General features: G+C 59.3%; 23 protein-coding genes. 15 read left to right on the forward strand and 8 right to left on the reverse strand.

The features are described from left to right. The first annotated feature begins 142 nt into the window (after nt 1-142). From AB4O40_RS26915 to sthA, 4 genes are all read left to right on the forward strand, one after another. Complete coding sequence (locus tag AB4O40_RS26915; protein WP_460057218.1) at nt 143-499, forward strand: hypothetical protein; 357 nt, start codon at nt 143-145, stop codon at nt 497-499. Between the two features lie 49 nt (nt 500-548). Next, the gene (locus AB4O40_RS26920; protein WP_460057215.1) at nt 549-992 is read left to right on the forward strand and encodes a hypothetical protein; all 444 of its coding nucleotides are present in this window, start codon (nt 549-551) and stop codon (nt 990-992) included. A 330-nt stretch (nt 993-1322) separates the two neighbouring features. Next, nucleotides 1323-2360, forward strand: a complete 1038-nt coding sequence (locus AB4O40_RS26925) for an FAD:protein FMN transferase (protein ID WP_056722013.1) — start codon at nt 1323-1325, stop codon at nt 2358-2360. A 207-nt stretch (nt 2361-2567) separates the two neighbouring features. Then, complete coding sequence (gene sthA / locus AB4O40_RS26930; protein ID WP_007984277.1) at nt 2568-3962, forward strand: Si-specific NAD(P)(+) transhydrogenase; 1395 nt, start codon at nt 2568-2570, stop codon at nt 3960-3962. A gap of 42 nt (nt 3963-4004) precedes the next feature. Here the strand turns inward: sthA and AB4O40_RS26935 are convergent, their stop codons facing one another. Both AB4O40_RS26935 and AB4O40_RS26940 read right to left on the reverse strand, forming a co-directional pair. Continuing rightward, nucleotides 4005-4727, reverse strand: a complete 723-nt coding sequence (locus tag AB4O40_RS26935; RefSeq protein ID WP_056722015.1) for a glycerophosphodiester phosphodiesterase — start codon at nt 4725-4727, stop codon at nt 4005-4007. Between the two features lie 14 nt (nt 4728-4741). Then, nucleotides 4742-5323 carry a PilZ domain-containing protein gene (locus AB4O40_RS26940; RefSeq protein WP_414914701.1) on the reverse strand — a complete coding sequence of 194 codons (582 nt, stop codon included), beginning with the start codon at nt 5321-5323 and terminating at the stop codon, nt 4742-4744. 94 nt (nt 5324-5417) lie between these two features. On the opposite strand from AB4O40_RS26940, the gene AB4O40_RS26945 reads away from it, so the two are divergent. From AB4O40_RS26945 to AB4O40_RS26955, 3 genes are all read left to right on the forward strand, one after another. Further along, the gene (locus tag AB4O40_RS26945; RefSeq protein WP_056722020.1) at nt 5418-6668 is read left to right on the forward strand and encodes a lipoprotein-releasing ABC transporter permease subunit; all 1251 of its coding nucleotides are present in this window, start codon (nt 5418-5420) and stop codon (nt 6666-6668) included. A gap of 7 nt (nt 6669-6675) precedes the next feature. Further along, nucleotides 6676-7359 carry a lipoprotein-releasing ABC transporter ATP-binding protein LolD gene (gene lolD, locus AB4O40_RS26950; RefSeq protein WP_173677889.1) on the forward strand — a complete coding sequence of 228 codons (684 nt, stop codon included), beginning with the start codon at nt 6676-6678 and terminating at the stop codon, nt 7357-7359. A 63-nt stretch (nt 7360-7422) separates the two neighbouring features. Then, on the forward strand, nt 7423-8667 hold the full coding sequence (locus AB4O40_RS26955; RefSeq protein ID WP_414918614.1) for a lipoprotein-releasing ABC transporter permease subunit: 1245 nt from the start codon (nt 7423-7425) through the stop codon (nt 8665-8667). A gap of 120 nt (nt 8668-8787) precedes the next feature. Here the strand turns inward: AB4O40_RS26955 and AB4O40_RS26960 are convergent, their stop codons facing one another. Further along, complete coding sequence (locus tag AB4O40_RS26960) at nt 8788-10137, reverse strand: heavy metal sensor histidine kinase (RefSeq protein WP_414918613.1); 1350 nt, start codon at nt 10135-10137, stop codon at nt 8788-8790. Further along, on the reverse strand, nt 10137-10817 hold the full coding sequence (locus AB4O40_RS26965; protein ID WP_007995297.1) for a heavy metal response regulator transcription factor: 681 nt from the start codon (nt 10815-10817) through the stop codon (nt 10137-10139). The genes AB4O40_RS26960 and AB4O40_RS26965 overlap by 1 nt, the downstream gene beginning before the upstream one ends. A gap of 155 nt (nt 10818-10972) precedes the next feature. On the opposite strand from AB4O40_RS26965, the gene copI reads away from it, so the two are divergent. Both copI and queF read left to right on the forward strand, forming a co-directional pair. After that, entirely contained in the window at nt 10973-11509 is a 537-nt protein-coding gene (gene copI, locus AB4O40_RS26970; RefSeq protein WP_056722025.1) for a copper-resistant cuproprotein CopI, read from the forward strand. 61 nt (nt 11510-11570) lie between these two features. Then, nucleotides 11571-12401 (forward strand): NADPH-dependent 7-cyano-7-deazaguanine reductase QueF, encoded by an 831-nt coding sequence (gene queF, locus AB4O40_RS26975; protein WP_056722027.1) that lies wholly within the window; start codon nt 11571-11573, stop codon nt 12399-12401. A 186-nt stretch (nt 12402-12587) separates the two neighbouring features. Here the strand turns inward: queF and AB4O40_RS26980 are convergent, their stop codons facing one another. Both AB4O40_RS26980 and AB4O40_RS26985 read right to left on the reverse strand, forming a co-directional pair. After that, nucleotides 12588-12851, reverse strand: coding sequence for a DUF4404 family protein (locus AB4O40_RS26980; protein ID WP_008053327.1), 264 nt, complete (start codon nt 12849-12851; stop codon nt 12588-12590). 112 nt (nt 12852-12963) lie between these two features. Further along, a complete protein-coding gene (locus AB4O40_RS26985; protein ID WP_056722029.1) occupies nt 12964-13584 on the reverse strand; it encodes a hypothetical protein in 621 nt (206 codons plus the stop codon). A 201-nt stretch (nt 13585-13785) separates the two neighbouring features. Here AB4O40_RS26985 and AB4O40_RS26990 point away from each other — a divergent pair, with 201 nt between their 5' ends. The 3 genes from AB4O40_RS26990 to rssC all read left to right on the forward strand — a co-directional run bounded on the left by AB4O40_RS26990 (nt 13786) and on the right by rssC (nt 16527). Beyond that, nucleotides 13786-14475: an MlaA family lipoprotein gene (locus tag AB4O40_RS26990; protein ID WP_056722030.1), complete on the forward strand. Its 690-nt coding sequence runs from the start codon at nt 13786-13788 to the stop codon at nt 14473-14475. Nucleotides 14476-14863: 388 nt separating this feature from the next. Continuing rightward, on the forward strand, nt 14864-16045 hold the full coding sequence (gene rssB, locus AB4O40_RS26995; protein WP_056722032.1) for a two-component system response regulator RssB: 1182 nt from the start codon (nt 14864-14866) through the stop codon (nt 16043-16045). After that, nucleotides 16045-16527, forward strand: coding sequence for an anti-sigma factor antagonist RssC (gene rssC / locus AB4O40_RS27000; RefSeq protein WP_046038063.1), 483 nt, complete (start codon nt 16045-16047; stop codon nt 16525-16527). Before rssB ends, rssC begins: the two co-directional genes overlap by 1 nt. A gap of 262 nt (nt 16528-16789) precedes the next feature. Here the strand turns inward: rssC and tal are convergent, their stop codons facing one another. Next, nucleotides 16790-17716 carry a transaldolase gene (gene tal / locus AB4O40_RS27005; protein ID WP_056722034.1) on the reverse strand — a complete coding sequence of 309 codons (927 nt, stop codon included), beginning with the start codon at nt 17714-17716 and terminating at the stop codon, nt 16790-16792. Between the two features lie 200 nt (nt 17717-17916). Continuing rightward, nucleotides 17917-18882, reverse strand: coding sequence for a glycosyl hydrolase family 5 (locus AB4O40_RS27010; protein ID WP_460057185.1), 966 nt, complete (start codon nt 18880-18882; stop codon nt 17917-17919). Nucleotides 18883-19172: 290 nt separating this feature from the next. On the opposite strand from AB4O40_RS27010, the gene AB4O40_RS27015 reads away from it, so the two are divergent. Genes AB4O40_RS27015 through AB4O40_RS27025 form a run of 3 tightly spaced genes read left to right on the forward strand, consistent with a single transcriptional unit; the run spans nt 19173 to nt 23004 of the window. Continuing rightward, nucleotides 19173-19613, forward strand: a complete 441-nt coding sequence (locus AB4O40_RS27015) for a low molecular weight protein-tyrosine-phosphatase (RefSeq protein ID WP_056722037.1) — start codon at nt 19173-19175, stop codon at nt 19611-19613. Nucleotides 19614-19652: 39 nt separating this feature from the next. After that, complete coding sequence (locus AB4O40_RS27020; RefSeq protein ID WP_409078434.1) at nt 19653-21881, forward strand: polysaccharide biosynthesis tyrosine autokinase; 2229 nt, start codon at nt 19653-19655, stop codon at nt 21879-21881. Nucleotides 21882-21921: 40 nt separating this feature from the next. Continuing rightward, on the forward strand, nt 21922-23004 hold the full coding sequence (locus AB4O40_RS27025) for a glycosyltransferase (RefSeq protein ID WP_056722040.1): 1083 nt from the start codon (nt 21922-21924) through the stop codon (nt 23002-23004). The last annotated feature ends 1 nt before the right edge of the window (nt 23005 follow it).

A 23005-nucleotide genomic window follows, 5' to 3' on the forward strand; every position in this document is an offset into this window, starting at 1 on the left:
CACCCTGATGGCGGGATAACTGCGCAGATAATTATGAGTGAAGTGTTGGCAATTGCTCCGGAAAACTGGGGGGAAGGAGTCCGTGTCCACGACTGCAAGTAAATCCCGGAGGCGGTATAAGCGATGGTTGTGGATTCCAGTTGTGTTTTTGGCCATCACTCATTGGGATATTGCGTTACCTACTGTGACTGTTCACTACTCCGAAGATGCTCGTGGCGAACTTAAATACATATGGAACGTGCAGGACCGTATTTTCAAGGGGCTTATGCAACCCGGAGGCGGTACGCGTGATTATGGCTTTCTGTTTCCGGATGAGAATTTTTTCATGGAAATTTCCTGGTGGAACGATGGCGCGCTCCGACATTGCGTCAACGTAACCCCTAGGTGGCCCAATACGCATATTTACCTCAATGCCAATGGCGACATTGATTACAGCGAAGGCAGTGGCACGGATGCGCATCGACTGAAGCAATGCTTCACGGATACCGCAAGCCCATGAAGAGTAGTGAGATGCACAACTTGTAAGGTGAATCTAGGAGACGGAGTCCGTGTCCATTCCTGGTAATAAACCTCGGTCGCGTTACATTCGGTGGCTATTGATTCCGTTGATACCACTATTGCTGCCATTGGTGGTTCTTCTCTTGATCGCCCTCTGGCAAATTATTGTGCTGCCCGCCGCGACGGTTCATTACTCCAAGAATGGCGAAGGCGAATTGCGGTTCATCTGGAATGTACAACGCCGGATATACAAAGGTGGTATGCCCCCTGGCAGCAGCACACGCGATCATGGTTTTTTGTTTCCAGATGAGAAGTTTTTCATGGAGATCTCTTGGTGGAACGATAAAGATCTCCGACACTGCGTAAATATCACCCCGACATGGTCCAATACGCACATCTACCTTGATGCCAACGGCGATATTGATCGCAGCGAAGGCAGCGGTACGGATTCGCATCGACTAAAACAATGCGTCACCGATACCGCGACTCCATGAAAAGACCCCGTTTGCAGCCATTGCAGTTCGGTCAAGAACTTTGTAGGAGCGAGATTACTCCGGGCGGTGTTCCGATGATGGAGCCAAGAGCGCTGCGTTTAACCAGTAAACATGCGTTATCGTTGACGACCATCGCGAGCGAGCTCGCTCCTACAGGGATTGGTGGTGTTTGCGCGGTCGTGATCACACCAGCGATCCAATGTGGGAGCGAGCCTGCTCGCGATAGCGGTCTGACAGAAATATCAATGTTGACTGTGATGGCCTCTTCGCGGGCAAGCCCGCTCCCACAGTTCTATCGCATAATGGCTGGCCCTGGCGGCGTGTCAGGGGATGTTTCGGGGAGCTCGGGAATTGTTGATCAGGTGGCAGGGGGTGGCATTTTTGCTGCTCGGCGCACTATCAGGCTGTGGTAACGGCGACGCCCTCGAAAGCTTTGGCGGCCCGACCATGGGCAGCACTTATTCGATCAAGTATGTACGCCATGCCGGTCTTCCGGCGCCGGACGTGGTCCGCGTCCAGGTTGAGCAGATCCTCGCTGACATTGACCGGCAAATGTCCACTTATCGCAGTGACTCGGACATTGAGCGCTTCAATGCATTGCCGGCCAACCGCTGTCAGGCGATGCCGGCCTCGATCCTCGAATTGGTCCGCGTGGGCGAGCAGCTGTCAGTGCAAAGCGACGGTTCCTACGATCTGACGGTGGAGCCGTTGCTCAATCTCTGGGGATTTGGTCCGCAGGCCCGTGGGGAGAAAGTCCCGACCACCGAAGCCCTCGCCGAAGCCCGCAAGCGCGTCGGCCATGAACACTTGCGTATCGAGGGCGACCGGTTGTGCAAGGACGCTGCCGTCGAGGTCGACTTCAACAGCATCGCCGCCGGTTATGCGGTGGACACGATTGCCGCAAGACTCGAGACGATGGGCATCCACGACTACCTCGCCGAGGCTACGGGCGAGCTCAAGGCCTCCGGTAAGAAAGCTGACGGTTCGCCATGGCGCATTGCCCTGGAAGAGCCGCGGGATGACCGGCAGGTGGCCGATCGGGTCATTGTCGTCGACGGCTATGGCCTGTCCACTTCCGGCGACTACCGCAATTATTTCGAGCAGGACGGCCAGCGTTTTTCCCACACCTTCGATGCCCGCACTGGTGCGCCGGTCTCACACACCCTGGCATCGGTCACGGTAATTCATCCTTCCGCGTTGATGGCCGATGGCTTATCGACGCTGTTGCTGATTCTCGGCCCGGAGCGCGGTTGGGACTACGCAGAAAAACACGATATCGGCGCATTTTTTGTGATTCGTGCCGATACAGGTTTCGTCACACGCAGCAGTCACGCTTTTGAGCGCCTCAGTGGCAAAAAAACCGAATGATTTCGGCGATTTGAGCATTGAAAACTGGCGTTGTAGCGCAGGCAAAAGTAGCCTACGACGCGACCAAGGGTTAATGTGCGCGGCGTTGACGCTTCTATAGACTGTGTCCGGGTTCTGCACTGGCCCCAAATTGTTCCTTCATGCCACGCATTGGCGTGATTTAGCCGCAGGTGCCGAGGGTGCCGCGGCCTGTTCTGAGGAGTACGCATGGCTGTCTACAACTACGACGTGGTGGTGTTGGGTTCCGGCCCGGCAGGGGAAGGCGCGGCAATGAACGCCGCCAAGGCAGGGCGCAAGGTGGCGATGGTCGATAGCCGTCGCCAGGTCGGCGGCAACTGCACTCACTTGGGCACCATCCCGTCCAAGGCACTGCGTCACTCGGTGCGGCAGATCATGCAATTCAACACCAACCCGATGTTCCGGGCCATTGGTGAGCCGCGCTGGTTCTCGTTTCCGGACGTGTTGAAAAGCGCCGAGAAAGTCATCTCCAAACAAGTCGCTTCGCGTACCGGCTACTACGCCCGTAACCGCGTCGACGTGTTCTTCGGCACCGGCAGCTTCGCCGACGAGCAAACCATCGAAGTGGTCTGCGCCAACGGCGTGGTCGAGAAGCTGGTGGCCAAGCACATCATCATCGCCACCGGTTCGCGTCCTTATCGCCCGGCGGACATCGATTTCCACCACCCGCGTATCTACGATAGCGACACCATCCTCAGCCTCGGCCACACCCCGCGCAAACTCATCGTTTACGGCGCTGGCGTGATCGGTTGCGAATACGCTTCGATCTTCAGTGGCCTGGGCGTATTGGTCGAACTGGTGGACAACCGTGGCCAGTTGCTGAGCTTCCTCGACTCGGAAATCTCCCAGGCGTTGAGCTATCACTTCAGCAACAACAACATCACGGTTCGCCACAACGAAGACTACGACCGCGTCGAAGGCGTGGACAATGGCGTGATCCTGCATCTGAAGTCCGGCAAGAAGATCAAGGCCGACGCCTTGCTCTGGTGCAACGGCCGTACCGGCAACACCGATCAGCTCGGTCTGGAGAACATCGGCGTCAAGGTCAACAGCCGTGGCCAGATCGAAGTCGACGAGGCGTACCGCACCTGCGTGCCGAACATCTACGGCGCCGGTGATGTGATTGGCTGGCCGAGCCTGGCCAGTGCCGCCCATGACCAGGGTCGTTCGGCCGCCGGCAGCATCGTTGATAACGGTAGCTGGCGCTTTGTGAATGACGTGCCGACCGGCATCTACACCATTCCGGAGATCAGCTCGATCGGCAAGAACGAGCAGGAGCTGACCCAGGCCAAGGTGCCGTACGAAGTGGGCAAGGCGTTCTTCAAGAGCATGGCGCGGGCGCAGATCGCCGGCGAGCCGCAAGGCATGCTGAAGATCCTGTTCCACCGTGAAACCCTGGAAGTGCTGGGCGTTCACTGCTTCGGTTATCAGGCGTCGGAGATCGTGCACATCGGTCAGGCGATCATGAACCAGCCGGGTGAACTGAATACGCTGAAGTACTTCGTCAACACCACGTTCAACTACCCGACCATGGCCGAAGCCTATCGGGTAGCTGCGTACGACGGCCTCAACCGGCTTTTTTGACGGGCTCCGGCCGGTGGCCTGAGCCGGCCGGGGAGACCGATTTCAGCAATTCTCGAGCGTGGCAGTGGCCAAACCGGGAAAGTCTGTAATCAGGCTGTCAACGCCGAAGTCGGCGAGTCTGCGCATCAGCGCGGGCTCGTTGACGGTCCATACCGACACATGCAGCCCCTGACGCTGCGCCTTTTGCAGGCGTTCCGGCGTGCACAGGGTCCAGTTCAGCGCCAGAATCTCACAGCCATAGCTGGCCGCGACCTTCAGCGGGTCGAGCCAGGCATACTCGGCCACCAGCCCGCGGGACACGTCCGGCACCAGTTCCAGCGCAGCCTTGAGCACTTCACGGGAACTCGAAGTGATGGTCACCTTGTCCATCAGGCCATGACGCTGCGCCATTTCACGGATTGCCAGCACGGTGGTCGCGGCACGCATCCTCGATGCGCTTTTGACTTCCAGCTGCCAGTGATCGAAGTCGCATTTCTCGAACAGTTGTTCCAGCGTCGGAATCGGGCACGGCTTGATCCAGCCCGGGCCACCCTTGCGTGCGTCATACGTCACCAGCTCGGCCGCCGTGTGTTCGACGACCTTGCCGCGACGGTCAGTGGTGCGCTTGAGGGTCGGGTCGTGGATGACCATCAGCTCGCCGTCCATGGACAGGTGCAGGTCCAGTTCGCAGCGACGCACGCCGTGCTTGAGACATTCCTGAAAGCTGGTCAGGGTGTTTTCCGGTGCTTCGCCCTTGGCGCCGCGATGGCCGTAGATGAGGGTCACGGTTCTTCCTTAAATTAATTGCCTGATTCTAGTTGGTCGCGGGCCAGGCGTCGTTCCTGGGCCTGCTTCTGCAAGATGTGGCGGGCCAGCAGTTGGCGTTGGGCGTCGGTCAGGTGTTCGAACTCGGTACCGACGTCATAGCCGTCGTCCTTGCGGTCGCAATGGGTGACGCGGGCGCGCAGCAGCAGGCCCAGGGCTTGCGGCATCAGCACCAGTTTGACCGACAGGCGTGCGCCGGCGGCAAGGGGCGATGGATGCTGAAAGTCGATGCCGCCTTCGGAGATGATCACCGGCTGCGGTTCGCCGATCTGCCCGAGCACGGTGATGGCGATCACCTGGCTCAGCAGGTCGATGCGTTTGTTCTGGGATTTGAGGAACGCCGCGAGGTTGCGGTCGCGTTCGCTGATCTGGCGCAACAGGTGTTGCGACTCGAATTCGCTCAGGTGCAGTTCGCTGAGCAAGTTGAAGAGTGGGGAAGCATCCTGCAACACTTCCTGGCCTGTGGCTTCAGAAGCGGACAGGGGCCGAATTTCCAGTGCGATCGTATCCTCGATACGGTAGTATTCGCGGCGATCTTCTTCATCTAATGTCGACATGGCGAACCCATGGTAGCGGCGGTGGTCTGAGTGTAAAGCTGGTTATCGACCCCCGCCACAAGGACGTTCCTTTTCCCTCCGAACAAGCCCCGACATGTTCAGACCTCTCTTCGTATTTATCGGCACGCGTTACACCCGTGCAAAGCGTCGCAATCATTTTGTGTCATTCATTTCCCTGACTTCGATGATCGGGCTCGCCCTTGGCGTGGTCGTGATGATCGTGGTGTTGTCGGTGATGAACGGCTTCGATCATGAAATGCGCACCCGCGTGCTGGGCATGGTGCCCCACGCGACCATCGAGTCCGGCGAGGCCATCAGCGATTGGCAAAGCCTGGCCGCGAAGGTCAAGCAGAACCCGCAGGTGACGGCCGTGGCGCCGTTTACGCAAATGCAGGGTTTGCTGACCAACAACGGCAAGGTCTCGAAGGTCCTGCTCAATGCCATTGACCCGGTGCAAGAGCGCCAGGTGTCGATCATCGATCAATTCATGACCCAGGGAAAACTCGACGACCTGGTGCCGGGTGAGTTCGGCATCGTCATCGGTGACAAGGCCGCGGCCAAGCTCGGGGCCGCGATTGGCGACAAGCTGACCTTCGTCGCGCCGGAAGTCACCGTGACCCCGGCCGGGATGTTCCCGCGCATGAAGCGCTTTACCGTGGTCGGCATCTTCCATGTCGGCGCCGGTGAACTCGATGGCTATCTTGGCGTCACCAACCTGCAGGATCTGGCCCGGCTGCACCGCTGGAAACCGGATCAGGTCCAGGGCCTGCGCCTGAAGTTCGACGACCTGTTCCAGGCACCGCGCACCGCGTGGAGCATCGCCCGCGATCTCGGCGAAGACCGCTTCTACGCCCGCGACTGGACCCGTACCCACGGTAACCTGTACCAGGCAATCCGCATGGAAAAAGCCATGATTGGCCTGTTGCTGCTGCTGATCGTTGCCGTCGCGGCGTTCAACATCATTTCCACGCTGGTGATGGTGGTGAACGACAAGAAGGGTGACATCGCGATCCTGCGCACACTGGGCGCCACGCCGGGCACGATCATGCGCACGTTCATGGTGCAAGGCACCGTGATTGGCGTGGTCGGCACGGCCATTGGCGCCGTGGTCGGGATCTTTGCCGCGCTGAATGTCAGCGCCGCGATCTCGGCCCTCGAAGGCTTGATCGGGCACAAATTCCTCAACGCCGACGTGTATTTCATCGATTACCTGCCGTCGCAAGTGCAGAGCCAGGACGTGGTGATGGTCTGCTCTGCGGCGTTGGTCCTGAGTTTCCTCGCCACCCTGTATCCAGCCTGGCGTGCCGCGCGCACCCAGCCTGCGGAGGCGCTACGTTATGAGTGAGTCGGGCATGAGTGATAAAGCAATCTTGAGCTGCCGCAGCCTGGGCAAGTCCTACGAGGAAGGCCCGGAATCGGTGGAAGTGTTGGCCGGCCTGCAACTGGAGTTGCACCCGGGAGAGCGTGTGGCGATTGTCGGCAAGTCAGGCTCGGGCAAAAGTACCTTGCTCAACCTGCTGGGCGGCCTCGATACCCCGACCAAGGGCAGCGTCTGGCTCGACGGTGAAGAACTGTCGGCGCTGAGCGAGAAGAAACGCGGCCTGCTGCGCAATCGCGCCCTCGGCTTCGTGTACCAGTTCCACCACCTGCTGCCGGAATTCACCGCCCTGGAGAACGTCTGCATGCCGCTGCTGATCGGCAAGACCGCGATCCCCGAAGCGCGCCAGCGTGCCACGGCATTGCTGGAGCGGGTAGGGCTGGGCCATCGCCTGGAGCACAAACCGGCCGAACTGTCCGGTGGTGAGCGCCAGCGCGTGGCCATCGCTCGCGCCCTGGTGAACAATCCGGGCCTGGTGATGCTCGACGAGCCGACCGGCAACCTCGATTCCCACACCGCCCAGGGGATCCAGGACTTGATGCTGGAGCTCAGCACCTCGATGCGCACAGCGTTCCTGGTGGTGACCCACGACATGAACCTGGCCCGCCAGATGGATCGCGTCCTGCACCTGCAGGAAGGTTGCCTGACTCCCATCTGATTGGCTTAAACCCGATGCCTGAAAAGGCGTCGGGTCATTTATTTCCATACGGTGCCCCAGCGAATGTTCAGACCGTTATCGATCTTTATCGGCACGCGCTATACCCGCGCCAAGCGCCGCAATCGCTTTGTTTCCTTCATCTCGATGACCTCGATGATCGGTCTCGCCCTCGGCGTGCTGGCGATGATCGTGGTGCTGTCGGTGATGAACGGCTTCCAGCGCGAAATGAGCTCGCGCATCCTCGGCATGGTGCCCCACGCCACCATCGTCGGCGTCAATCCGATTGATGACTGGAAGCCCGTGGCGGCGGCCGCGATGAAAAACCCGCAAGTGACGGCGGCGGTGCCGTTCACCGAGATGGAGGGCATGCTGTCCTACAAGGGCACGATGCAGCCGATCCAGGTCAGCGGTGTCGACCCGGCGCTGGAAGGCCAGGTGTCGATCGTTGCCAAGCACATCGTTCAGGGCAGCCTCGAAGCCCTGAAGCCGGGCGAGTTCGGCGTGGTGATCGGTGAGATCACGGCGCGCCGTTTCCGCTTGAATGTCGGTGACAAGATCACCCTGATCGTGCCGGAAGTCAGCAATGCGCCGGGCGGCATCACCCCGCGCATGCAACGGCTGAACGTGGTCGGCGTGTTCAAGGTGGGCGCCGAACTGGACGGCACCATGGCGCTGATCCACATGGCCGATGCCGCGCAGATGCAACACTGGGAGCCGAATCAGGTGCAGAGCGTGCGCCTGGCGGTGAAGGACCTGTATGCCGCGCCGCAAGTCTCGAACGACATCGCCACGGGGCTGGGCGCCGCCTACAAGGCTGACGACTGGACCCACACCCAGGGCAGCCTGTTCAGCGCGATGAAGATGGAAAAAACCATGATCGGCCTGCTGTTGCTGATGATCGTCGCGGTGGCGGCGTTCAACATCATCGCGACCCTGATCATGGTGGTGAACGACAAGGGCGCGGACATCGCGATCCTGCGCACCATCGGCGCCACGCCCCGGCAGATCATGGCGATCTTCGTGGTGCAGGGCACGGTGATCGGCATCGTCGGCACCCTGATTGGCGGTGTGTTGGGCGTGATTGCAGCGCTGAACGTCAGCCAGATCGTGGGCTGGATCGAGCGGGTCAGCGGGCAGCACATCTTCAGTTCCGACGTGTATTTCGTCAGCAACCTGCCGTCCGAGCTGCAAGGCGCGGATGTGGCGCTGATTTGCACGGCGGGGTTTGTCATGAGCTTCCTGGCCACGGTTTACCCGGCCTGGCGGGCGGCGAAGATCGAGCCGGCTCATGCGCTGAGATATTCGTAACCAGTAACACCGCCTTCGCGAGCAAGCCCGCTCCCACATTAGATCTGAGTCAACTCGGTCAACTGTGGGAGCGGGCTTGCTCCGGGCGGCGTTCCGACGAAGAGGCCGGTACTGCCAGCCTCAATCCCCCCTTGGCAACTCGATCACAAACCGCGTCCACCCAATCTCCGATTCACAACGAATCTGCCCGCCATGGGCGCGGATGATCGACTGGGTAATCGCCAGTCCCAGTCCCGCATGTTCACTGCTGCCTTCGCGGCGCGCAGGATCGGCCCGGTAAAACCGGTCAAACAGGCGCGGCAATAAATCTTTGGAAATCTGTTGGCCCGTGTTTTCAACGGTCAGGCGCAACTGTTTTGGCTGATCGACGATTCGCACCCGAACCTCACCATCGGCCGGCGTAAAGCGCAGTGCGTTGTCCAGCAGGTTCGACAGCGCCCGCCGCAACATGCTGCGGTCACCTTCGATGCGGGCATTGCCGTCACGACTCAGTTTTACCTGCGCGTCTTCGGCCAATGGCGCAAAGAACTCCAGCAACAGATCCGCTTCCTCCGCCAGTTCCAGTGGCTCGCATTTGGGCATTAACAACCCGTGATCGGCTTTCGCCAGGTAGAGCATGTCGTTGACCAACTGCGCCATCCATTGCAGCTCTTCGAGGTTGCTGTGCAGGGCTTCGCGGTAATCCTCGATGGGGCGAGGGCGGGTGAGGGTGACCTGGGTATGGGTCAGCAGGTTCGACAGTGGCGTGCGCAGTTCATGGGCAATGTCGGCGGAAAAGGCCGACAGCCGCTGAAACGAGTCGTCCAGGCGTCCGAGCATGGCGTTGAAGTTGTGAGACATTTCCGCCAGTTCCGGCGGCATGTTTTCCTCAGGCAACCGCGCGTTCAGCGATTGCGCGGAAACACCGCTGGCCACCGCGCTGATCCGCCGCAACGGGCGCAAGCCGCTGCGTGCCGCCCAGGCGCCCAGCAGTGCGGTGGCCAGGGCTGACAGGCCGACGGTCAGCCAGATCAGATGCTGCATGCGTTGCAGGAAGTGCTGGTGGTGGGTGATGTCCAGCAGCAACGTCAGTTGCGGTGAGTCGGGTTTGTCGGCGAAAAGCGGCGCATTCAGGACGCGGTAATCCATGCCCTCATGGCTCACCGTCGATAACCCGGGCTGGCGCGGCAGTGCCTGGGGAATGTTGGCCGAGCTGTCATACCAATGCTGGCCGTCGCTGCCGGTGATTCGCAGGGACAGGTCCGCCTGCCGGCTCAGTTCTTCGGCCAGTTTCACCTCGCTGTCACTCGACTGAAGGTCGTGCAGGGCCCGACGCAAGCCAATCAGCTTGCCGTCCAGCAATTGCTGGTCGAGCTCAACGAAGTGCGCCTCGCTGGCGCGACTGAACAGCACGCCGGCGAACAACGACACCACGGCGGTGCACGCCGCAAACAGCAGCGCCAGGCGGCTGCTCAGGGAGAGGCGGCGCATCAGGCCGGGCGCTCTTCAAGGACATAGCCCATGCCGCGCACGGTATGAATCAGCTTGTTGGGGAATTCATCGTCGATCTTCAGGCGCAGGCGACGGATCGCCACTTCGATGACATTGGTGTCGCTGTCGAAATTCATGTCCCACACCTGGGACGCAATCAGCGACTTGGGCAGGACTTCGCCCTGGCGGCGCAGGAGCATTTCCAGCAGGGCGAACTCCTTGGCGGTCAGGTCGATGCGCTGGCCGCTGCGTTCGACCCGGCGCCGGATCAGGTCCAGGCGCAAGTCGGCCAGTTGCAGGCTGGTTTCCTGCGGCGTGGCGCTGCCGCGGCGCAACAGGCTGCGAACCCTGGCCAGCAGTTCGGAGAAGGCAAACGGCTTGACCAGATAGTCATCGGCGCCCAGTTCGAGGCCGTGAACCCTGTCTTCCACGGCGTCCCGGGCGGTCAGGAAAAGTACCGGCGTGTCCAGGCCGGCGCTGCGCACCGCTTGCAGGATCTGCCAGCCATCACGACCTGGCAGCATCACATCGAGAATCAGCAGGGCATATTCGCCGCTGAGGGCCAATTGCTGGCCGGTGTTGCCGTCGGCTACCAGTTCGGTGTTGAACCCGGCCTCGGCCAGGCCCTGGCGCAGGTAATGGCCGGTTTTCGGTTGGTCTTCGACGATCAGCAGTTTCATGGGCGACTCTTGGCAAGTGGAACGAACGCTTTATACCGTGGGCAGCATTGGCACAGGGCAACCTGACAAAGTTGTAATCTGGCTGTCAGGTTACGGGCAGTGGCAGCAGTTTAGAGTTTTGCCCATGCTGAGCCTTATCTTGTTGGAGTATGACGATGTTTTTACACAAAACCGTGGCGCAAATCCTGTGTTTGCTGGCGCTGAGTTCGCCGGTGTGGGCGGACGCCGGGCATACCTTCGATTTCGGTCAGCCGGCCCCGGCGGCCAAGGCGACCCGCAGCATCGAGGTGGTGATGGAGGACATGTCCTTCACGCCGCGGGCCATCGACATCAAGGCCGGGGAAACCGTGCGCTTCGTGCTGGTCAATAAAGGCCAGTTGTTGCATGAGCTCAACCTGGGGGATGCGGCGATGCACGCCAAACACCAGCAGGAAATGCTGCAGATGCAACAGAGCGGCATGCTGACGCCCACCGGCATGAAAGCAATGGACCACGGCAACATGGCCGGCATGGATCACGGCAAAATGGACCACGGCATGAAGCATGACGACCCCAACAGCGTGCTGGTGGAGCCAGGCAAGACCGCCGAGCTGACCTGGACCTTCAGCAAGGCCACCAGTCTTGAATTTGCCTGCAACATTCCCGGTCATTATCAAGCCGGCATGGTCGGCAAATTGACTGTCAGTCAGTAAGCACTCAAAGGCGGGAGCAAAGGCTGATAGAATCCGCTGATTCTTCAGTCAGGTTTCCGTCATGCATCCCGCAGCCGAACATTCGCCGCTGGGCAAGTCCAGCGAATACATCGCCACCTACACGCCGTCCTTGCTGTTCCCGATCCCGCGCACCGCGAAATGGGCGGAACTGGGCCTGACGGCGCAAACCCTGCCGTACAAAGGCGTGGACTTCTGGAACTGCTTCGAGCTGTCCTGGCTGCTGCCTTCGGGCAAGCCGGTGGTGGCGATCGGCGAATTCAGCATCCCGGCGGATTCGCCGAACATCATCGAGTCGAAGTCGTTCAAGCTGTACCTCAACTCCCTGAACCAGACGCCGTTCGCCGATACCGCGAGCCTTGAGGCGACGCTGGCCAAGGATTTGTCGGCGGCTGCCGGCAAGCCGGTGGGCGTGCGTATTCGCAGCCTCAAGGATGTCGAGAACGAAGGCGTCGTGGCCTTGCCGGGCGTGTGCATCGATGAGCTGGATATCAGCGTCAGCAACTACGAGCATCCACGGCCGGAACTGCTGCGTTGCGATGATTCGCGCATTGTCGAGGAGAGCGTGCACAGCCATTTGCTCAAGTCCAACTGCCCGGTGACCAGCCAGCCGGACTGGGGCAGCGTGGCGGTGGAGTACCGTGGCTCGGCGCTGGATCACGCGAGCCTGCTGGAATACATCGTCAGCTTCCGCCAGCACTCGGACTTCCACGAGCAGTGTGTGGAGCGGATATTCCTCGACCTGCAGCGGTTGCTCAAGCCGGAGAAACTGACGGTGTATGCGCGTTATGTGCGCCGTGGCGGGCTGGATATCAACCCGTATCGCAGCACTGAAGAGGTGCAACTGCCGAACCATCGTCTGGTCCGTCAGTAAAGATCTAATGTGGGAGCGGGCTTGCTCGCGAAAGCGGTGGGTCAGTCAACATCATCGTTGAGTGTGAAGCCGCCTTCGTCGGAGCGCCGCCCGGAGCAAGCCCGCTCCCACAGGGGATTTGTATTGCCAGGCGCAGAAACGAAAAAGCCCTGCTGGCGATAGCAGGGCTTTTTTTATCAGCAGGGTTCAGATCCCCATGTTGGCCAAGGCCTGCCCGATGTTGCGCAAGGTGCCAGCAAGGGTAGGGTGTTCGAGTTCGAAGCGTTCCACGGCCAGGTTGACGCCATCGGCGAGGCTGGAATCCTGGGTTTTGGTTTCGAGCTCAAGCTTCAACTCGATCTGTTGCATCAGTTCGTGTAGCTCGGCGCGTTCGGCTTCAGACAATGGAGGATTCTGTTCCAATTGCTCGCGCAGGGCATTGAGCTGTTCTTGCAGTTCGCGGGCAGGCATGGCGTTCTTCCTTCTTTAATCGATAGGCACTGGCATAGACCATGGCAGCAGGCCAAAGGTCGATGGCTGACCTTTAGATTAATCCACTCGCGCCCAACGTGCATGATCTCGATCAGGGCTTTTCGCCCTTGAGCCGACGCAAGCTGATATCCGCCAGGCAGGTGTCGAGTTCACCGAGATGATCGATCACCGAATGCACGCCCAGGCCGAACAGTTGCATCGTCGCCTTGGCGCGTTTGATGTCGCGTTCCTGCGGGGATAAGGCTTGCCATTGCTCGGGCGCCAGGCCGCACAGCGAGCCGCAGGAGGCCAGGCCGATGGTCCACAACCCGGCATTGAGCCCCGCTTGCAGCAAGCGGGGTTCGCCGCTCACCAGTACGCAGCCGTCGAGTCGCTCGACGTTCAGGGTCATCAAGGCTTGCCAGCAGGCATTCGGGGCGGGCCATGGGTTGTTTGTTGCTGGATGTTGCGAAGGTTTGATCCATTCCGGCAGCGCAGCGGCCAGGGATTGGCTGAGGGCAGGGGGCAGTTCATCGAGCCAGGCGCAGGGGATCTGCTGGCGCTGCAAGCTGCGCAGGCTATCCAGTGCGCCGGGAGTGGCCTCGGCGTGTTCGGCCGAGTGGCTGCCGTGCCTATGCGTGTGCGCGCCGAAATCCACCAGGCAGCCACTGAGGCCGAACAGTACGGCGGTCAGGCTGGGTGCGGTTTGGGGCAAGGCTTCGGCGAGCGGCATGTGGACGTCCCTGAAATAGCCTGAAGGCTAGTGGGCGACGGTGACAGTTCAATGACAAGGATGTGAATCGCTCACACTTGGCACGATTGTGTTTGTGTGGATCTCGTGCAAAGTGCGTTAAACGGCGTTTACGTCTTATACTTGGCAACTTATTGCCTGGGCCAAGTGCCCGAGCCGGTACAAACCAAGGAGTTTTTTTCTATGCGCTGGAGCAATCATCTAGCCAGGATTTGTGTATGCGCCAGTGTGATGCTGGTTCCGTTCGTTGCCCAGGCAGCCACGGAGGATGATCCTTGGGAAAGCGTCAACCGCCCGATTTACAAATTCAACGACGTGATCGACACCTACGCGCTCAAGCCCCTGGCCCAGGGCTACCAGTACGTGGCGCCGCAGTTTGTCGAAGACGGCGTTCACAACTTCTTCCAGAACATCGGTGATGTGCGTAACCTGGCCAACGATATCCTGCAGGCCAAGCCTCGCGCCGCAGGCGTTGATACCGCACGAATCATTTTCAACACCACTTTCGGTTTGCTGGGCGTCATTGATGTCGGCACCAAGATGGGTTTGCAGCGCAATGACGAAGACTTCGGTCAGACGCTGGGTTACTGGGGTGTCGGCAGCGGTCCTTACTTGATGCTGCCGCTGCTGGGGCCAAGCACCCTGCGTGATGCGCCGTCCAAGTACGTCGACAGCTATACCGGTGCTTATCGTTACGTAAACGACGTTCCGGTGCGTAACTCGTTCTACGCGCTGGACATCGTCGATACCCGTGCCAACCTGCTGTCGAGCGAGAAGCTGATCACCGGCGACAAGTACACCTTCATCCGTAATGCGTACTTGCAGAACCGTGAATTCAAGGTCAAGGACGGTCAGGTCGAAGACGATTTCTAATCTCGACCGATAAACTGAAAAAGGCGGCCATCAGGCCGCCTTTTTTGTCTGCGAAGACCGGCATGGGGATGTCATCGCGCTTTTTGCTGTAGTCACGAGGGGTTTGACTCATGGGTTCGAACCTTCCATTGGGTTACGGATTTGCCTGTTCTTATAACTCTCGGTGATTTGACAAATAAAGACGTCAAGCGACCATCGGCGTGAGCTTGAAACGCCCCGCGGATGGGAGTACCGTCTGCGCCTTAGAAGGGCACCTCTGGTGAACATGTGTGTAGGGCAAATGCCCGAAAGCGGTGCGACAGAGAGGCTAGAAAGCGAATCCAGTAGTCAGTGCCGGGCCAAAGTCCCCGCCTGCTACGCCAACCTAATTCTGGCGCCGTTTGCCCACATGCCAAAAACCAGTGCCACGCTGCTGATAATCGATGATGACGAAGTAGTGCGCGCGAGCCTCGCCGCCTATTTGGAAGACAGTGGTTTCAGCGTCTTGCAGGCCAGCAATGGTCAGCAGGGTCTTCAGGTATTCGAGCAAGACAAGCCCGACTTGGTCATCTGCGATCTGCGCATGCCGCAGATGGGCGGACTCGAACTCATTCGCCAGGTGACCGAACGGTCACCGCAAACCCCGGTGATCGTGGTGTCGGGTGCCGGCGTGATGAACGACGCGGTCGAAGCCCTGCGCCTGGGCGCGGCGGACTACCTGATCAAGCCTCTCGAAGATCTGGCTGTGCTCGAGCACTCTGTGCGCCGGGCCTTGGATCGTGCGCGCCTGCTGCTGGAGAACCAGCGCTACCGCGAGAAGCTGGAGAAGGCCAACCGCGAACTCGAAGCCAGCCTGAACCTGCTCCAGGAGGACCAGAACGCCGGTCGCCAGGTGCAGATGAACATGCTGCCGGTCAGCCCCTGGACCATTGACGAGTTCAAGTTTGCTCACCAGATCATCCCGTCGCTGTACCTGTCGGGTGATTTCGTCGATTACTTCCGGGTCGACGAGCGCCGGGTCGCCTTTTACCTGGCGGACGTTTCCGGTCATGGCGCCTCTTCAGCCTTCGTCACCGTGCTGTTGAAGTTCATGACCACGCGCTTGCTGTTCGAGTCCAAGCGCAGCGGCACCTTGCCGGAATTCAAGCCTTCAGAGGTTCTTGGTCATATCAACCGGGGCCTGATCAGTTGTAAGCTGGGTAAACACGTCACAATGGTCGGTGGAGTCATCGACGAGGAGACCGGTTTGTTGACCTATAGCATCGGCGGTCATCTGCCGTTGCCAGTGTTGTACACGCCAGACAGTGTTCGTTATCTGGAAGGGCGTGGCCTGCCGGTGGGCCTCTTCAACGAAGCCACCTACGAAGACCACGTGCTGGAACTGCCACCGACGTTCAGCCTCACGCTGATGTCTGATGGCATTCTGGACCTTTTGCCAGAACCCACACTCAAAGAAAAAGAGGCGGCGTTGCCCCAACGGGTCAAGGCTGCGGGCGGCACCCTGGATGGGTTGCGGCAGGTTTTTGGATTGGCCACGCTAGGGGAGATGCCGGATGATATCGCCCTGTTGGTGTTGAGCAGGAATCTTTGATGAGTACCGGTAGAATCCAGTTCGCCGAGCAGGATGGCACCTTCGTCCTGAAGTTCGTCGGTGAAGTTCGCCTGACCCTGTGTTCGGCGTTGGATGCGACTATTGAGCGGATCTTCAGCGCGTTGAATTTCAACACGATCGTGATCGATCTGACCGAAACCCGCAGCATCGACAGCACCACCCTTGGCCTGCTGGCCAAGCTGTCGATCCTGTCGCGGCAGAAGGTCGGCCTGCTGCCGACCGTCGTCACCACCCACGAAGACATCACGCGTCTGTTGCAGTCCATGGGCTTCGAGCAGGTGTTCAACATCGTTGACAAGCCAGTGCCGTGCCCGGAATGCCTGGACGACCTGCCAGACCAGGATCAGTCCGAAGAAGTGGTGCGGATCAAGGTGCTTGAAGCGCACAAGATCCTCATGGGGCTGAACGACACCAATCGTGAAGCTTTTCATGACCTGGTGAATGCGCTGGAGCGTCACTGATTTCCTGAAGTGATGTGGGTCAGCCTGGCCCACAAAACTCCAATTCCAACTTCAATCTCCTGTGGGAGCGGGCTTGCCCACGAAAGCGTCAGTCCGTTCACCGCGATGTTGAATGCGAGGCCGCCTTCGCGAGCAAGCCCGCTCCCACATTGGTTTTGCACTGAACGCACGAATCGATTTCAACCCATAATCCCTGTGAGTGCGCTCACAAAAAAGGGCGAACCTGTGAGGGTTCGCCCTTTTTGCATTACACCCGCTCAGATCACAGCTTGGCTTGCAACAACGCCTCGAGCTTCTCCTGGTCCCGCGCAAACTGACGAATGCCTTCAGCCAGTTTCTCGGTCGCCATCGCATCTTCGTTGGACAACCAGCGGAACTGCGATTCGTTGAGGCTCAGGCGCGCTTCACCGGCATGGCCTGGCACCAGTTTGCGCTCCAGCTTGCCGGTATCCGCGGCCAGCTTGTCGATCAGGTCCGGGCTGATGGTCAGGCGGTCGCAGCCGGCCAGTTGCTCGATCTGCCCCAGGTTGCGGAAGCTCGCCCCCATGACCACGGTCTTGTAGTCATTGGCCTTGTAGTAGTTGTAGATGCGCGTCACCGACTGCACGCCCGGATCATCCGCGCCGGTGTAGTCGTTGCCGTTGGCTTTCTTGTACCAGTCGTAGATACGGCCCACGAACGGCGAAATCAGGAACACCCCGGCGTCGGCGCAGGCGGCGGCCTGGGCGAAGGAGAACAGCAGGGTCAGGTTGGTCTGGATGCCTTCCTTCTCCAGGATCTCGGCAGCGCGGATGCCTTCCCAGGTGGAGGCGATCTTGATCAGCACGCGGTCGCGGCCAATGCCGGCCTTGTCGTACAGCTCGATCAGGCGATGCGCCCGCTTGAGCATGGCATCGGTGTCGAACGACAGGCGCGCATCCACTTCGGTGGAAATGCGGCCCGGGATCACTTTCAGGATTTCTTGCCCCACGGCCACGCCAAAACGGTCGCTGGCCAGTCCCACATCGCCCTTGCAGTCATGGACGCAGGCGTTCAGCAGCTCGGCATACGCAGGAATGGCCGCGGCCTTGAGCAGCAGGGAAGGGTTGGTGGTGGCGTCCACGGGTTTAACGCGAGCGATAGCTTCGAAGTCGCCGGTATCGGCAACGACGGTAGTCATTTGTTTGAGTTGTTCCAGCTTGGAAGTCATGGGCGTGCTCTGTCCTATGGGTCTGATGACATTACCCGAGCGCTGACAGCCACTCAAGGGCGTGTACGTGTATCGACGGCCCCTGCGGCAACAACCGGAATACAGTTGTTTGAAAGGCGGGCCCGGTATTGATCAATACGATGCCGAAACGCGGCACAGGTTCCAGGCAACTGACCGTCAGCACCCCGTGGACGTACCTCCTACTGCGGATTCAGCTGGGTAGAGGCTGCCATTTTTGCTGGTTTCGCTTGACCGTCGGAGGTCAGGAAACCGAAATTTCGCTCTCGGTCATTGCTGCCCGTTTCACTGTTTTTCCACTCGTAAATCGATGTCAGCGGGATGTCGAGCTTCTTGACGTCGGCGATGAAGGTGCTGATTTTGCTGGCCTGCGCTTCGATCCCGCCGTTGGAACTGAGCGAAGGAACGCCCCATTCACTGATGACCCCCGGTAGATGGAAGTTTTGCTGAATAAACGCCTGGGTCTTGCTGATCTGTGCGCCCGACATGCCGTAGGGGTGATAAGAGATCGCACTCAGGCACTGGGGGTATTCACTGACGATTTTTTTCAGCGCCAATGCTGACGTCGTGCCGGCACTCGGTGCCCGGGCGAAGCCAAAACCGATCAGCGGCGTCGATTGTGGTTGTTCCTGCAGCGACTTGCACAGGGCGCTCATGAACGGAACAAAGGTCGTGTCGAGATTTCGGGTTGGCCAGTACTTCGCTAGGTCCGGTTCGTTCCATATTTCAATCGCGACGAGCTGTGCGCCGTATGACTGCTCCAGCCCTTTCACCGAACTGGCGAACGATTCGCCGGCAGCGACGAGTTCGCTGGTGTTGTCGGGCGCGGAGGTCAGCGCCTTGGTCGAGCGTACGGTCATCAGTACCGGCAGGTCGGCGGACTTGGCCGCGGCGAAGGCATCGCTGATCTGCTTTTGATACGCAGCGCCGCCCATGCTGTTGGTCCACACGCCAAAGCGCACGAATCCGAAGCCAGCGGCCTTGATTTGCTCGGCGTCGGTGGGGGAGAAGGTCTGGATCTTCACCTGGACACCGATGGTTTTGTTGGCGGCAAGCAGGGGGAACAAGTCGCTGGCGTCAACCTGGCTGGCTGCACCCAGCATTAACAGGGTTGAAGCGGTGAGCCGTTTGAGACGTGCTGATTTCATGCCTGCACTCCTGGCGGGTAATGACATTTTCCAATGATTGATTCGTTACTTTCATTTGGATGCTCGCGAGGGTGCCAAGTGCGCGAATGTTATTTTTTGTCAGGTAGTTAGTTCCGGAAAATCACAGTTATTTTTGGTCCGGTAATTCTGGTTGGGTGGCTTTTGGGGGCTGTGGTACTTAATGCACTTGTATTAACAGGGCGAATCTATTTCTCAGTGCCGCAAGGTCTTTTGGGTTCACTAAGCCCACTCGAAATGTTGGCATATTGATATTACACGGGAAAGTAACCTTGTTCAGAAAGATCCTTGTCGTCTGCGTGGGCAATATCTGCCGAAGTCCGACAGCAGAAACTTTGCTGCGTAACGCGCTGGCCCCTTCAGCGATCTCGGTCACCTCGGCGGGCCTTGCCGCACGGGTTGGCGAGGCCATGGAACCGTCGGCCCTCCAGGTTCTGGAAGACCACGGGCACAACGCCCAAGGGTTTAAGGCGCGGCAAATTACACCGGACATCGTCAATGAATCAGACCTGATTCTGGTCATGGAAAAAGAGCATGTAAAACAAGTACTGAAGATTGCCTCTCATGCCAGGGGCAAAGTGTTTCTGCTCGGCAAGTGGCAGAGCGAGCGAGAAATACAGGATCCGTATCGTCAAGGAAAGGCCGCTTTTATTCATGCCCATGCATTGATTGAAGATGCTGTTAGCTCATGGGCGCAGCGCCTCGGACATTGATGAATATTCTTCAGATCAGTGAATGGTAAGAACAGACTTATGCAGTTACCGTCAGTAATCGGCACCCGTGACAACGATCAAGACAGCATTGATCTTCTCGGCATATTTGGCAGTTTGGTCGACCAGAAATGGTTGATCGGCGCGCTCACCGGTGCCTTCATGGCGACCGGCGTTGCCTATGCGGTTTTGGCGACTCCCGTGTACCTGGCGAACGCGCTGGTGCAGGTCGAGCCGAAGAAGAACGACATGCTCGGGTTCTCCGATCTCAACAGCATGCTCGGCGGGCAATCGCCGTCGGTGACCGAAATCGGCATCATCAAGTCCCGCGCGGTGATCGGCAAAACGGTCGATGATCTTCGCCTTGATATCGACGTCACCCCCAACACCTTCCCGGTCATTGGCGGCTTCCTCGCCCGACGTTATCGCGGCGAGACCGAGTTCAGTGTCGCGGCGCCGCGCTTGGGCCTGAACAGCTACGCCTGGGGCGGTGAGCGTCTGGAGATCAACCGGCTCAATCTGCCGAAAGAACTGCTGGGCAAGAAGCTCACGCTGGTCGCTGGCGAGCAGCATCGATTCCAGTTGTTCGATGAAAACGACAACTTGCTGGCCGAAGGCGTCGCAGGCGAAGCGTTCAAACAGGACGATGTAGAGGGGTTGATCGCTCAACTCTCGGCAAACCCTGGCACCCGTTTCGAAGTAGTGCGCAATCCACGGATCGTGACCATCCAGAGTTACCAGGATGCGCTGGATATTTCCGAGCAAGGCAAGGAGTCGGGGATCATCCGTTTGGCCCTGGCCAGCAGCGACGCGGCCGAGGCGGTGAAAATCCTCAATAAAATCGCTTCGTTGTATGTGCAGCAGAACGTGCAACGCACGTCGGCGGAAGCGGCGCAGAGCCTGGAGTTCCTGCAAGGCCAACTGCCGCAGGTCAAACGCGACCTGGCCAAGGCCAGCGATGCACTCAATGGTTATCAAACCCGTGGCAAGACGGTCAACATTTCCCTCGAAACCCAATCGGTGCTGGAACAGGTCGTCAGTCTGGACACCCGTATCTCCGAACTGAAAATGCAACAGGCGGAGATGGATCGCAAGTTCACCAAACAGCATCCGGCGTACCGCGCGCTGATGACCCAGATCGGCGAATTGACCCAGCAGCAGAAGGCGCTGGAGGGCAAGGCCCAGGACCTGCCTGCCACGCAACAGGAACTGCTGAACCTGACCCGCGACGTGGAAGTGGCGTCGCAGATCTACACGCAACTGCTGAATAAATCCCAGGAGCTGGACATCGTCCGGGCGGGGGCCGTGGGCAACGTGCGATTGGTCGACCCCGCAGATGTCGACCTGACCAGCCCGGTCAAACCGAAAAAAGCCTTGATCGTGCTGATTGCAACCTTCCTCGGCGCCTTTTTCGGCGTTGCGCTGGTGTTGCTGCGCAAGTCCCTGAGCCGGGGCCTGGAAGGTCCGGAGGCCATCGAGCAACTCGGTTTGCCGGTGTACGCGTCGATTCCCTATAGCGCCTTGCAACAGGAAGAGGACAGCAAAAAAGGTCGCGCCCGGGACGGCGCGGACAAGCCGGCGTACCTGTTGGCCCTGCGTAACCCGACGGACCTGTCCATCGAGTCGATCCGCAGTCTGCGCACCTGTCTGCACTTTGCCGGGCTGGATTCGACCAACAACCGGATCATGATTTCCGGCCCGAGCCCGCAGGTCGGCAAAACCTTCGTTTCTTCCAACCTCGCGGCAGTCATGGCGCAGAGCGGACAGCGGGTGGTGCTGATCGATGCCGACATGCGCAAAGGCCATCTGCACAAGACGCTGAACACACCGATCACCAATGGCTTGTCGGACCTGTTGGTCAAGCGCTGCAGCATCGAGCAGGCGATCAATAAAGTCGAAGTCGACAACCTGCATTTCATCAGTCGTGGGCAGGTCCCGCCCAATCCTTCAGAACTGCTGATGCACGTCAATTTTCGTGAGCTGCTGGCGCAACTCAGTGAGCTGTATGACGTGGTGATCATCGACACGCCACCGCTGCTGGCGGTGACGGATGCGGCGATTGTCGGTCGTGACGCGGGGATCAGCCTGATTGTCACGCGCTTCGGGGTGAACCCGGCCAAAGAGATCGAACTGACGATTCGTCGATTCGCCCAGAACGGCATCGAGTTGAAGGGCGCGGTGTTCAACGGCGTCGAGAAGCGTGCGGCCAGTTACTACGGTAACGGTAGCTACGGCTATTACAACTACGAATACGCGTCCGACAAATCCTGAGTGTCAGCGATTGTCCTTTCATGTTTGAAGTGGGTGAGTTGTGAAAAAAATACTGCACGTGGCAGAGACGATCAAAGGTGGCGTCGCGACGGTGATCCGCACGATTTCGGCTTCGCCCGAAGGCGACGCGGCAAGCTATGAGCTGGTCTATCTGGTCCCGCAAGATCAGGAAAAGGAACTGCACGGGATTGCCGGGCAACAGATCCGCACCTTCGCCCGGACCGGACGCAATGTGCCGTCGTTGCTGCGCTTCGCCTGGCGACTGACCCAGGTGATGCTCAAGGAAAAACCCGATGTCGTGCATTTGCATAGCACCTTCTCCGGCGTCATCGGGCGTTGTGTGTGCGTGCTGTTGCGACCTTGGCGCAAGCCGAAGATCGTCTATTGCCCCCATGCCTTTTCGTTCCTGATGGAAAGCTCGCCGACCAAGCAGAAAGCCTACGCGTGGATCGAGCGGGTATTGCAGAAGGTCACCGACGTGATCATCTGCGTCAGCCAGTACGAGCTCGACAAGGCCGCGCGGTTCGGCATTGAGCGCAAGCGCATGAAGCTGATCTACAACGGCATTCATCACAAGGATGAAGCGCCGAAAGCCAGCAATCCCGAGCCGATTCATCTGCTCTTTGTCGGCCGCCTCGATTATCAGAAAGGCTTCGACGTGTTGCTCAAGGCTTTCGCCAAAGTCCAGCGCAGTGATCTGAAACTGACGGTGGTTGGCAGCGCCGTGAACGAGGATTCGGTCGAGTGTCCGCCGATGGAAGGGGTTGAATACCTGCCGTGGGTGACACCGAGCGAAGTCCAGGCGCTGTACCGCAAAGCCGATGCGCTGATCGTCCCGAGCCGCTGGGAAGGCTTTGCCATGGTGCCGCTCGAAGGCATGGCCATGGGCTTGCCGGTGATTGCCAGCAACTGTACGTCACTGCCCGAACTGGTCACCAACGAGGTGTCCGGCTACGTCTTTCCCAGCGGCGACCACCAGGCGCTGGCCGATGTACTGAAGAAAATCCAGAAGCCGCGGTTGCTCGACCTTGGCAGCGAAGGGCGCAGCATCGTCCGCGAGCGCTTCAGCGCCGCGTTGATGATCCGCCAGACCTATGACCTGTATCGCGCCCCCACTTTTTAAG

It is taken from the genome of Pseudomonas sp. S2_F07, from assembly GCF_054668325.1.

Excerpts from the sequence above, each read along its gene's own strand:
- AB4O40_RS26925 (WP_056722013.1), top strand. The coding sequence starts at position 1,323 with ATGTTTCGGGGAGCTCGGGAATTGTTGATCAGGTGGCAGGGGGTGGCA.
- sthA (WP_007984277.1), top strand. The coding sequence starts at position 2,568 with ATGGCTGTCTACAACTACGACGTGGTGGTGTTGGGTTCCGGCCCGGCA.
- AB4O40_RS26940 (WP_414914701.1), bottom strand. The coding sequence starts at position 5,323 with ATGTCGACATTAGATGAAGAAGATCGCCGCGAATACTACCGTATCGAG.
- AB4O40_RS26945 (WP_056722020.1), top strand. The coding sequence starts at position 5,418 with ATGTTCAGACCTCTCTTCGTATTTATCGGCACGCGTTACACCCGTGCA.
- lolD (WP_173677889.1), top strand. The coding sequence starts at position 6,676 with ATGAGTGATAAAGCAATCTTGAGCTGCCGCAGCCTGGGCAAGTCCTAC.
- AB4O40_RS26955 (WP_414918614.1), top strand. The coding sequence starts at position 7,423 with ATGTTCAGACCGTTATCGATCTTTATCGGCACGCGCTATACCCGCGCC.
- AB4O40_RS26960 (WP_414918613.1), bottom strand. The coding sequence starts at position 10,137 with ATGCGCCGCCTCTCCCTGAGCAGCCGCCTGGCGCTGCTGTTTGCGGCG.
- AB4O40_RS26965 (WP_007995297.1), bottom strand. The coding sequence starts at position 10,817 with ATGAAACTGCTGATCGTCGAAGACCAACCGAAAACCGGCCATTACCTG.
- copI (WP_056722025.1), top strand. The coding sequence starts at position 10,973 with ATGTTTTTACACAAAACCGTGGCGCAAATCCTGTGTTTGCTGGCGCTG.
- queF (WP_056722027.1), top strand. The coding sequence starts at position 11,571 with ATGCATCCCGCAGCCGAACATTCGCCGCTGGGCAAGTCCAGCGAATAC.
- AB4O40_RS26980 (WP_008053327.1), bottom strand. The coding sequence starts at position 12,851 with ATGCCTGCCCGCGAACTGCAAGAACAGCTCAATGCCCTGCGCGAGCAA.
- AB4O40_RS26985 (WP_056722029.1), bottom strand. The coding sequence starts at position 13,584 with ATGCCGCTCGCCGAAGCCTTGCCCCAAACCGCACCCAGCCTGACCGCC.
- AB4O40_RS26990 (WP_056722030.1), top strand. The coding sequence starts at position 13,786 with ATGCGCTGGAGCAATCATCTAGCCAGGATTTGTGTATGCGCCAGTGTG.
- rssB (WP_056722032.1), top strand. The coding sequence starts at position 14,864 with ATGCCAAAAACCAGTGCCACGCTGCTGATAATCGATGATGACGAAGTA.
- rssC (WP_046038063.1), top strand. The coding sequence starts at position 16,045 with ATGAGTACCGGTAGAATCCAGTTCGCCGAGCAGGATGGCACCTTCGTC.
- tal (WP_056722034.1), bottom strand. The coding sequence starts at position 17,716 with ATGACTTCCAAGCTGGAACAACTCAAACAAATGACTACCGTCGTTGCC.
- AB4O40_RS27010 (WP_460057185.1), bottom strand. The coding sequence starts at position 18,882 with ATGAAATCAGCACGTCTCAAACGGCTCACCGCTTCAACCCTGTTAATG.
- AB4O40_RS27020 (WP_409078434.1), top strand. The coding sequence starts at position 19,653 with ATGCAGTTACCGTCAGTAATCGGCACCCGTGACAACGATCAAGACAGC.